Origin of the sequence: Ralstonia sp. Ralssp135 (assembly GCF_047304345.1) — a bacterium.
Lineage (GTDB): Bacteria > Pseudomonadota > Gammaproteobacteria > Burkholderiales > Burkholderiaceae > Ralstonia > Ralstonia chuxiongensis.
In genome coordinates, this window is record NZ_JBGLYZ010000085.1 from 1 (window position 1) to 2,273 (window position 2,273).

General features: G+C 60.1%; 3 protein-coding genes. 1 reads left to right on the top strand and 2 read right to left on the bottom strand.

Annotated elements, in window-relative coordinates; all coding sequences use genetic code 11:
* Positions 1-220: 220 nt before the first annotated feature.
* Both ACCD03_RS25465 and ACCD03_RS25470 read right to left on the bottom strand, forming a co-directional pair.
* A complete protein-coding gene (locus ACCD03_RS25465; RefSeq protein WP_156158354.1) occupies positions 221-655 on the bottom strand; it encodes a hypothetical protein in 435 nt (144 codons plus the stop codon).
* A gap of 199 nt (positions 656-854) precedes the next feature.
* Positions 855-1,376, bottom strand: a complete 522-nt coding sequence (locus tag ACCD03_RS25470; protein ID WP_045203126.1) for a hypothetical protein — start codon at positions 1,374-1,376, stop codon at positions 855-857.
* A 421-nt stretch (positions 1,377-1,797) separates the two neighbouring features.
* On the opposite strand from ACCD03_RS25470, the gene ACCD03_RS25475 reads away from it, so the two are divergent.
* A partial coding sequence (locus ACCD03_RS25475) for a Bro-N domain-containing protein (protein WP_413413276.1) occupies positions 1,798-2,273 on the top strand: 476 nt, incomplete at its 3' end.

Sequence of the window (2,273 nt, forward strand, 5' to 3'; positions counted from 1 at the left end):
CAGCACGACGACGCCAAAGAGCCCGTCGTCATCTCCGCCGGCAGCTATCGGCACAAGCGCGCCCGCGCAAAGTCAGTCAGGGCGCGTGCGTCGGTGCAGATTTCGGATTTGATTGAGGCGGGGGTGTAGGGGGATGGGGCTCGCATCGCTGGCAGGGTTGGCGGCGGTGCGGCTCTTTGGCGATGACGGCTATTGGCCGGTTGCAGACACTGGCGCTTGCCTAGTTATCTGTCACTCGCTGACTTTGATAGGAAATGAAGCGACTCGCTTGGTTTGCGAGGCTTTGATGGATATCAACGCGCTCGGCAACACCTCGCAGCGCTGAAAAGTACTCTTCGCGCTCTTGCTCGGACAAATTCGAGTTCAGGACGCGGTTGACCATCAGTAAGGCATTGAGCGACGGTGCCCGGGCCAGCGACTCGAGAAGAATACCTTTGTAGCTGGGGTAGAAATGCTCCGTTAGATGGACCAGAGTCCCGGGCGCACCGCAATCCTCCAAAGGGTACTTTTCGAAGAACCGAAAGATGGCAGGGATTAGGCTTGCTTGATATGACGGCGGGACGGACTCAACCAGCTTGTCCACCTCTAGCACGAAGCTATCCCCCCGAGGGTTTAGCTCTAACAGGCGAATCTCGAAGTTCCTGACGGTATCCATAGAGGCTTGCATAGGCTTGGGCTAGCTCCAAACGCGGCGTCTCTGCTGTCAGCGGACGCTGCTAGTTTCGGCATTAGGTGCAATGATTGTCAGCCACAGAGCTTCGCTTGTCGAATGACCGCTCTTGGCCGAAAGGCGCCGATGGCTAACCGCTTACGTTCCCCGACGGTCAATCCTATCGGCTTCAGACCCTAGACCCTTAGTGCGCGATCGCGGCTGCCGCCCAGTTACGCTGAACATCCAGCAACGCGTCGGTCAGCGTGGTCGATGGGGCGGGCATCAGCATCGTCGCCAGCATCGGACGCTCTGCGCAGTGTTCGACCTCGATGAAAAGATCGTTGCGATCGGGGGCAAGCTCCTTCACCAGTTTGGCGCCGCGCTGGCTCTGCAGGTACATTGCAATCAGCCGCGGGTGGAACGCCTCGTCCGATGAAGAGATCAACAATGACGAGGTCACAATCTTGCCGCCGGCCCACATCGAGAAGATTGCATCGCCGTCCCGCAATGTCGCATCCAGCTTGCACGCCACGCCCGCGACCTCGAAGCTGTTTTCGATCTTACCTTCCTCAGGACGCGCCACGCCTTGAGCCGGAGCGTCGATCCAATCTTGGCGAAGCACCGTGCCATCTGGAAAGAAGAGCACCTCGAACATCCTGATCTGTGCAGTGGCGGTCGCGACGGGGGTTTCAACGATATGTTTGCGGCGGCCGAATCTGAACATCTTGCTTCTCCTTTTTTTCGCGGGCCCACCGTCTAGAGAAAACAAGCGTGCCGACTCTGATACTACCGGTGATCGGCCGATTTGCGACTCCATCTCCGTGACATGAGTAAGGTCGAGCGCGTCTAGCTGATCGACAAGCCGCGATTTGCACGCAACCCCAACCAGCCGTATACTCGGCCGGTTGCCGGAAACACCGGCACCCCGGGCTTGGTCGCCCGGCACTCAAGGCGCTAATGAGCCGCGCCGCATTTCAATGCACGCGGCTTTTTGTTTGCGCACGTCTGGCAGCTTCTATGGTGGGCCGGGCGGGGACCCCTTCGGGGGTGCCGGTTCCTTGAGTCCGGTCGACCAACCCCGTTCGGTCCACCCCCCGTTTGGTCGCGGGGCGGCGGGTCTCAAACCGCACTCAAGGAGTCAAGCCATGACTGGTACGTCTGTTGGCGCGTCCGCGCTCGTCCCTACCCCCAACACCTTCAATTTCGAATCGAACGCTGTCCGTGTGGTTGTGCGAGATGGCGAGCCGTGGTTTGTTGCCGCCGATCTCTGCGCAGCACTGCATTTGGACGCAACGGCAATTCGCAAATTGGAGGAAGACGAAAAGGGTCTGCATTCAATGCAGACCCTTGGCGGGACGCAATCTATGGCCGTCATCAGTGAATCCGGCATGTACACCCTCGTCCTGCGCTGCCGCGATGCCGTGAAGCCCGGCACCGTGCCGCACCGCTTCCGCAAGTGGGTCACGTCCATCGTCCTGCCGTCCATCCGCAAGACCGGCCAGTTCACCGCACAACCGCGCATCGACGCCGCGCCCCGCGCAGCTCTCACACCGGAAGAGCTCGCCAGCCTCTACCCCGCCGACGTCGAGCGCGCGCTGCAACTGCTCAACAAACACATCTA